The following is a 7,260-nucleotide window of genomic DNA, read 5'->3' on the forward strand; positions in this document are numbered from 1 at the left end:
CATCTTCTCCTTGATCATCCATTGCACAGGCTACAAGAGAGTCTTTGGCAACATCAATACCGACAAACATTTTATTAATATGAATCACCTCCTTTGGTTTGGGAGTCAAAAAAAGATAACCAGATTTAGTCCCTGAAAAACTGAGAGCTCAACAGCCTCGCCATTAGTGTTCACCAGTAAGTTTTGAGTACAGAGGCAGCTGCTTGCTAAAGCAGCAGAAAACAGATGGGACACAGCATACGGGTTAGGAGTTCAATCAGTTTCAGGGGATCAGACTGTTTAAGTAGTCATGCAAATACATGCTACAGGGGGAATACTAGATCTACCCTGGATATCTTTGAATACCATTATATCAGGGACTAAATCTAAACTTAATTGAAACAAGAAAGTTTATATTTAAATGGTGGTATATTTCAATATCACTAAGTATATTATACGAGGGGATTAAAGGTGAAAAAACGAGTCCGGAATCACCCAGTGCCCTGGCCATATCCTTTCTTTCTAAATTCATCTTATCATAATTTTTAGAAAGCATTTTAGCTGGCAAAAAAACAGCCAGAAATTGATTGCAGCCTAAGGTAGCAGAAACTATCCCGGAAAAAATAGTGACAGCAATAAGATGTATTTTTTCCTTGATCAGGTGCAGAAATGGTTTTAAAAGGCTGTTTAAAACTCCCATTTTTTCTAAAAGTCCACCTAAAAGCACAGCAAAAATAATTAAGGAAATCAGTTCCAGCATACTTGTTAAACCACCACGGGCCAGGATATTATCAATAAATACTGTTCCAGTTCTTTCATTGAATCCTCTAAACATAATATTTAAAAGTTCTGACCAGCTTCTTTCAGTAAAGTAGGAGCCCATTAATAGAGAAAAGAGAATATTTAAAGCAATATTTATTATTGTAGGCACTTTGAGAACTGCCAGCAGAATTATTAAAATTGGCGGCAGCAGCAGCCAGAAAGAAACCTGAAAATGGCCGCTCAGCATTTGACTTAATGAATCTAAATCAGCAGCAGCTTTAAGGCTGGAGAAATTGCTCAAGCCAATAAAAAGAAAGGCTATCGCAGTAATCAAATATGGTAAGACAGCTGTTTTAAGCATATGGTAAATCATATCCATTAGATTGGCTTCCGAGCTGTGAGCTGTAATAATCGCTATCGACGAAACCGGGGACATTCTGTCACCAACATAGGAGCCGGAGATAATTGCTCCTGCAGCTAAGGGCAGATTAAGTCCCATTGTCTGAGCAATGCTGATAAGAGCCAGTCCAATTGTACTTGCAGTCCCCACAGCGGTTCCAACTGCCATGGAAACCAGCGAAGTAGAGATAAATGATAAAATAAAAAAGTATTTAGGACTGATTGTCTGTAAACCGTAGTAGATCATTGTCGGAACAGTTCCAACAGCAATCCAGAGACCAATCATCATTCCCAGTAAAAATAAGATTAAGATAACATTACCGATATTTTTAAAGCTGGAAAAAAGCATTTCTTCAATTTCCTGCCACTTATAACCCCAGCTCAAAGCTAAGGCAATAATAATCATTATTTCAAAAAATAGAGCAATCTGGATTGGTGCCTCCCAGAATAAAACAGATAGTAGTATTAAGACAGCCATTGTGATCACAGGTATAACTGCCTGTTTAAAGCTTAACATTTTGATTCCCCCAAAGTTTGTCTATTTAAAATCAAGAAGTCAATAACACTATATAATTAATTCTGAACATATGTCAACCTTTAATATATAATAAAATAAAAATAATCTAATAGGGAGTGTTTTAAAAATGACTGTAAATCAAAAAAAGAAAAAATCACCGTCTATTGATCAGTGGCTTAAAGAAGCAAAAGCTGATCCAGAAGCATTAGAAGAGGGAATGTATTTAGTTCATAATGGTACTGTGCGCCAGACTCCGAGAAAAAAGGTTAGAGAAGGAATAGATGATGGTTCTCAGGTTAAGGGGATGGAATTTGATTATGATCAAAAAAAGGTTGAGCAGGCAGTAGCTGAAGCGAAGAAGATGGAAGGGATCTTTCACGTCAGAGTCTGGCTTAATCAGGGCCAGCTTGAAGTCGGAGATGATATTATGTATGTGCTGATTGGAGGAGATATCAGGCCCCATGTTATTGATGCCCTGCAGTCTCTGGTAGCTGAGATAAAAAACGAGTGTGTTAAAGAAATTGAGCAGAAAGTTTAGTAGTAAATATATAAATATAAAAATAAGGTGATACTAATGACAGATAAAAAAATGAGAATTAAAATTATTAAAGATGGTCCCTACTGTGTTTTTGCGTCGGTGCCGCTGAAAGAAAAAATTATAACTCCTGTTGGTAAGCACTATGAATATCGAGAAGGACGCAAACTACCTCAAAAAGAAACCTACAGTCTCTGCCGCTGCGGTAAAAGTAAAGACCATCCCTTTTGTGATGGCAGACATAAAGAGATTGACTTTGATGGTCAGGAAACTGCATCTAAGGAAAAATATGATGAGCGGGCAGAACTGCTGCCGGGAAAAGAGATCGATTTAATGGATGATGACCGCTGTGCTTTTTTACGCTTCTGCCATACCGAAAAGGGAAGCACCTGGGAATTGTTAGAGGAATCAGACAAAAAAGAAGAGCGTGAACTTGTGATTAAATCTGCTGGAGAATGTCTGGCAGGGAGGTTGACAGCTGTCAGTAAAGAGGGAGAAGTTTTAGAAGCAGATTTAGAACCTGAAATCTGGGTGCTTCAGGATCCAGAAAAAAAGGTCAGTTCAGCAATTATTGTAAAAGGCGGCATAGAAATCGAGTCGGCTGCTGGAGAAATTTATGAGCCAAGAAATTCTGTCGCCCTCTGCCGCTGTGGAGAATCGAAAAATAAACCATTTTGTGACTGCAATCATCTGCACACTAACTTTCAGGATGGTTATCAGAATAAGGAGTAAGTAGGTTTACAACTTCTGATTTTAATGGTACAATAAATTAACTTATTAAGAATAATTACGAATTTACCTAATGAGAATTAGAGAAGTAGAGTAGAGAAAGGAATGATCATATGAATTTTGTATTTATATCACCGTATTTTCCTAATAATTTTTATAATTTCTGTGTGGAGCTAAAAAATGCCGGGGTCAATGTGCTCGGAATTGGTGACATGGCCTATTCAGAAATGAGAAGTGAGCTGAGAGATTCTCTGACAGAATATTATAGAGTTGATAATATGGAGGACTATTCGCAGCTGCTTAAAGCCTGCGGATATTTTACCCATAAGTATGGAAAAATTGATCGGATTGAGTCGAATAATGAACACTGGCTGGAAAAAGATGCCCGTTTGAGAACTGATTTTAATGTTCAGGGTTTAAAAATTGATGAGATTGAAGCGATGAAGTACAAATCAAAAATGAAAGAGGTCTTTAATCAGGCAGGTCTAAATACCGCTAGGGGTAGGGTTGTTAATAGTCTACAGGAAGCAGAAGAATTTATTGCTGAGGTTGATTACCCGGTGGTTGTTAAACCTGACAGCGGTGTAGGAGCATCCGAAACCTTTAAAATTAACAATCACGATGAGCTGCTGAATTTTTTCAATAATAAACTGGACCTTGATTATATTATGGAAGAATATATCGAAGGTAAAATTCATACTTTTGATGGTCTAACAGACCAGAACGGTGAAATTGTGTTTTCCTCGTCGATGGTTTATAAGGGTGGAATTATGGAAACTGTTAATGAGGGGCTTGATATGTATTATTATATACCGCGTGAGCTGCCGGAAGATATAGTGGAGGCAGGTATGAAAACAGCTCAGGCTTTTAAAATCAAGGAAAGATTTTTTCACTTTGAATATTTTAAGCTTGCTGACGGCAAAATTGTTGCGCTCGAGGTTAATATGCGTCCCCCGGGTGGACTGACCCTTGATATGTTTAATTATGCTAATGATATCAATATTTATAAAGCCTATGCGGAGCTTGTCGTTCAGGGAAGTTTTAATGAAGATATCAGTCGAAAATATAACTGCTTTTATATCGGCCGCAAGAATTTTATCATTTACAAACATTCTTTAGAAGATATTTTAAACAATTATGGAGATTATATAGTTCTGCATGAGCCAATTTCTCCCATTTTAGCTCCGGCTATTGGAGATTATGGAATCATCTTGAGAACTAAGGATTTAGAACAGGGTAAAGAAGCAGTTAAATATGCAGTAGATAAGTATTAATGATTTTTTTATAGAGAAAGTAGGGACTATGATGAAGATAGAATACAGAAGTTTTTACAGTTCAAATTTAAATAGAGAGATGCCATTTAAAATCTACGGTCACGGAGGAAAACCGATGCTTGTTTTTCCTTCATCCGGCGGCAGTTTTCATGAATATGAAGATTTTGGCATGATTGATGCCATCTGGCCTTTTATTGAAAATGGTGAAATAACAGTTTATGCAGCCAGCAGTGTTGATTCTGATTCCTGGCTTAATTATGGAATGCACTCCCATGATAAGGCAGTAATCCACAACAGCTATGATCAGTATATTGTGGATGAACTGCTGCCTCTGATTAAATACCACTCCAACTGGCAGGGAGGGGTAATTACCACCGGCTGCAGTATGGGAGCCTATCATGCAGTTAATTTTTACTTTAAGCACCCTGATGCCTTTGACACTGCTGTTGCCTTAAGCGGAATTTATGATGCCAGATTTTTTACCGGTGGTTATATGGATACTGAGGTTTATTTAAATTCCCCGGTTGATTATCTAAGAGAACTTGAAGATGACTGGTATCTCAACCACTATCGGAAAAATAAGTTAATTGTCTGTGCCGGTCAGGGCAGGTGGGAGGAAGATACTTTAAGGGACACCAGACTTTTAGATACAATTCTGGCGGAAAAAGATATTCCAGCCTGGTTTGATTACTGGGGTTATGATGTTGATCATGACTGGACAGGCTGGAGAGAGCAGATGCCTTACTTTTTGGGGAAACTTAAAGAGGAAGGAATTATTTAATTGACAATAATTTAAATGAATATTGGATTATGAAAACCAAAGAATTGATAATAATTGCTGGCAGAGGAGTTTGTGCATGCTAAAAGAAAAGATAGATATAAAAATAATTGAAGATTTTTATTCTGAGGTGCTGGCTAATGAGAGAAAGATAAGAATTTATTTACCGCTCTCTTACTCGACGCAGAAAAATAAAGATTACCCGGTCTTATATGTTCACGACGGCCAGAATGTTTTTCACGGCAAAGAATCTTTTTCTGGTGATTCCTGGCTGCTCCATCAGACTGCTGAAAAGTTAATTAAGGAAAATTTAATAGAAGAAATAATCATTGTGGCTGTCGATAATATGGGTGAAGAGAGGCTGAGTGAATACGCTCATCAGGACGGCTTTTATCAGGGAAAAAAAGTTAAAGCTCACGGTTTTGATTATGAGAAATTTTTAGTTAGGGAATTGATGCCTTTTATTGCTGAACATTATAGGATTAAAGAGGGGCCAGAAAACACAGCTTTAATGGGATCTTCAATGGGAGGTCTCGTTACTTTCAATATCGGTTTAAGAAGAACTGATCTCTTTTCAAAGCTCGCCGTTATGTCACCATCTTTCTGGTGGGGAAAAACTTCTCCTATTGAAAAGATTAACTCCTATAAATATCAGAACCTTAATTCTAAAATCTGGCTGGATACAGGTGAGGCAGAAGGAAGGTTTATGTCTTTTACTGAGAAGGTAATTTCTGAACTAAAACATTTAAAAACCGATTTAAATCTCGATTTAATCTACTATCAGGTGCCTGGAGCTAAACACAGCGAAAAAGCCTGGGCGGCCAGGGTCCACTGCCCCTTACTCTATTTTTACGGAGATATTGGAGAAATTAAAAAAATTGAACTGATTGGCAGTAAAAAGATAACTCTTAAGGGCGCTAAAAAAAGAATCAACCCAATTGTAACTTTTGACAGCAGTTTTAAGATGACAGCCCTGGAGGGAGAATTTAAATCACTCAAGCCAGAGGTCTTAAAAATTAATGGAAATGGAGTTCTAACTCCCAGAAAAACTGGCAGAGCAGAAATTGAATTCAAGGCTTTTGGTTACAGAGCTCGCAAAAAAATAAATATAGTAAAAAAATAATGCCGGATATTCCGGCCTTTTTCTTACTCTAAAATATAATACACTTTTTATTATATATTTGCTATAATTTACAAATAATGGTATAATATTTATATTATCATTGAACTTGAGCTTTAAGTTATGGTAAAATATGAATAGAGAGATGGAGGAAATATTTTGGAGATTATAAAAAATCCACATGATTCTCTTTTTAAAAGAACTCTTGGTGATAAAGAAGTAGCTGTAGATTTTCTTGAAAACTATCTGCCAGATAATATATTAAATGAAATAGATTTAACAGAAATTAAGATAGCCAAGGATAGTTTCATTGACGAGGAATTAGAAGAAAGTTTTTCTGATATTTTATATAATGTAAGTATAGACGGTAAAGAAGGGTTTATCTACCTATTATTTGAACATAAAAGCTATTTTGATAAGATGTCACCAGTTCAAATGCTCGGATATATCACAGATATCTGGGCGCTTTATGATAATCAAACAAAAAAGAAGAAACTGCCTCCTATTATACCAATTCTAATTTATCATGGAGAAAAAAAGTGGAATTACGGGAGCAGGTTATCTGAATTAATTGAGTATACTTCAGAAGCTATTTTAGAGTATATACCTGTTACTTTATGATTTTTCTAAATACTCTGATGCAGAGATAAAAGGACAGGTCAAGTTAAGATTGTTTTTGAAATTAATATCCCATATATTTGATGATAACTTTGAAAATGGACTCCGTGAAGTTCTGCCTTTATTAATTGAACTAAGAGATAAAACAACCGGACTGGAATATATTGAAACTGTTGTGAAGTATATTTTAAATATTGGAGAAGAAATTTCTTTAAACGAGTTGGATCAAAAGTCCAAAAAGATTTCAGCTGAAGGGAGTGCTGTAATTATGACTATAGCAGAGAAAATTTATCATGATGGAAAAGAAGAAGGAAGAGAAGAAGGAAAAATAGAAAGTATGCATGAGATGATTGAGTTTGCACTTGAGTTGAAATTTGGATTATCCACTAAAAAAATTGTACAGGATATAAAAAAAATAGATGATTATGATAAACTAAAAGAAATTAAATCAGCTATAAGAAATTATGATTCTTTAGAAGAACTAACCGATAGCTTAAATTTCTGATTCGATATATTTAGAATTTATTTTGTATATAGAAATTAACATGA

At 35.9% G+C, this 7,260-nt stretch carries 8 protein-coding genes; 7 read left to right on the plus strand and 1 reads right to left on the minus strand.

What is annotated here, in order from left to right; translation table 11 throughout:
- Positions 1 to 352 precede the first annotated feature (352 nt).
- Entirely contained in the window at positions 353 to 1,657 is a 1,305-nt protein-coding gene (locus tag CI949_RS14340; protein ID WP_290767523.1) for a Na+/H+ antiporter NhaC family protein, read from the minus strand.
- A gap of 127 nt (positions 1,658 to 1,784) precedes the next feature.
- Here CI949_RS14340 and CI949_RS14345 point away from each other — a divergent pair, with 127 nt between their 5' ends.
- From CI949_RS14345 to CI949_RS14375, 7 genes are all read left to right on the plus strand, one after another.
- Entirely contained in the window at positions 1,785 to 2,195 is a 411-nt protein-coding gene (locus CI949_RS14345; protein WP_108139414.1) for a molybdenum cofactor biosynthesis protein MoaE, read from the plus strand.
- 36 nt (positions 2,196 to 2,231) lie between these two features.
- On the plus strand, positions 2,232 to 2,924 hold the full coding sequence (locus tag CI949_RS14350) for a CDGSH iron-sulfur domain-containing protein (protein ID WP_290767526.1): 693 nt from the start codon (positions 2,232 to 2,234) through the stop codon (positions 2,922 to 2,924).
- A 110-nt stretch (positions 2,925 to 3,034) separates the two neighbouring features.
- Positions 3,035 to 4,195 (plus strand): acetyl-CoA carboxylase biotin carboxylase subunit family protein, encoded by a 1,161-nt coding sequence (locus tag CI949_RS14355; protein WP_290767528.1) that lies wholly within the window; start codon positions 3,035 to 3,037, stop codon positions 4,193 to 4,195.
- Between the two features lie 31 nt (positions 4,196 to 4,226).
- Positions 4,227 to 4,976, plus strand: coding sequence for an esterase family protein (locus CI949_RS14360; RefSeq protein WP_108139407.1), 750 nt, complete (start codon positions 4,227 to 4,229; stop codon positions 4,974 to 4,976).
- A gap of 76 nt (positions 4,977 to 5,052) precedes the next feature.
- Complete coding sequence (locus CI949_RS14365) at positions 5,053 to 6,096, plus strand: alpha/beta hydrolase (RefSeq protein ID WP_290767530.1); 1,044 nt, start codon at positions 5,053 to 5,055, stop codon at positions 6,094 to 6,096.
- A gap of 156 nt (positions 6,097 to 6,252) precedes the next feature.
- Positions 6,253 to 6,714, plus strand: coding sequence for an Rpn family recombination-promoting nuclease/putative transposase (locus tag CI949_RS14370; RefSeq protein ID WP_290767533.1), 462 nt, complete (start codon positions 6,253 to 6,255; stop codon positions 6,712 to 6,714).
- A gap of 49 nt (positions 6,715 to 6,763) precedes the next feature.
- Positions 6,764 to 7,216 (plus strand): hypothetical protein, encoded by a 453-nt coding sequence (locus CI949_RS14375; RefSeq protein ID WP_290767536.1) that lies wholly within the window; start codon positions 6,764 to 6,766, stop codon positions 7,214 to 7,216.
- Positions 7,217 to 7,260: the final 44 nt, after the last annotated feature.

The organism is Halanaerobium sp., assembly GCF_003070835.1.